This window comes from Caballeronia arationis (assembly GCF_001544975.2).
GTDB lineage: Bacteria > Pseudomonadota > Gammaproteobacteria > Burkholderiales > Burkholderiaceae > Caballeronia > Caballeronia arationis.
Genome location: NZ_FCOG02000543.1, coordinates 1 through 771, shown reverse-complemented (window position 1 = coordinate 771; position 771 = coordinate 1). Strand labels below are relative to the sequence as shown.

At 58.8% G+C, this 771-nt stretch carries 1 protein-coding gene; it reads right to left on the bottom strand.

Features of this window, described 5'->3' with window-relative positions; translation table 11 throughout:
* Positions 1–377 (bottom strand): DUF3047 domain-containing protein (locus tag AWB81_RS43740; protein ID WP_144444429.1); only part of this gene is annotated, 377 nt, incomplete at its 3' end.
* Positions 378–771: the final 394 nt, after the last annotated feature.

The window sequence follows — 771 nt, the reverse complement described above, 5'->3', positions numbered from 1 at the left end:
TTCGATCCGACGCGATTGTCCGCGCCTTCAATCGGTCTTTCTACTTTCCAGCGCCATGTCACGACAGGGGAGCGGACGAGGTCGATATTGCCCTCGTGCATTAGTGCAGAAGCAGAGCGGTTCGCGTCCGCCTGCAGGACAGTCGTATGGCCGTCGTGAACAAGCGTGTATTGCGTCATTGGCTTGCCACGCACAACCGGCAGGTTCTTCCAGCCTGCGGGCAGTTGTGCGCTGGGCTCGATCGTGGAAAAGGCAATACCCGCCTTTTCGTCCTGCGCAACAAGGGCTGCCGGCAACACAAGAAGCACGATATACACGGCGACCCACCACGGCCGGGCTGCTCGTTTCCGCGGTCGCTTGATCAAGGGAAGAGGCATGAATAGTCGCACTCGTGTTTGCCCAGCATCCAGTGTGGTCGGCTCAGCTGACACCATTTTACGTAGTTTTTACACCGCCGGTCAGGTTGATGGGGACTATGAATCTGAAGCACACCCGCCGACATCCCGGCCGGTCTGGTCGTACGGCCTCCCACCTGCGGACGGCATGTTGCTGCCGGTCACGCTCCGGCTGTCGTTGCCTGTGCCATGCGCCTTATTGCAGCCTCCCCGGACTTGGGTTCCCAGCAAGACGAAGGGCTCGGGTGCGGATTTCGGCGATGGTGATCAGCCGTTTCGGTGAACGTGATCAGTATGGGAGTTGGTGTTGCGCGGTCAGAGAATTATAACGAAGGTGATCACGATGGGGATGAGTCGGATTGCTTTGCGTTGGTCT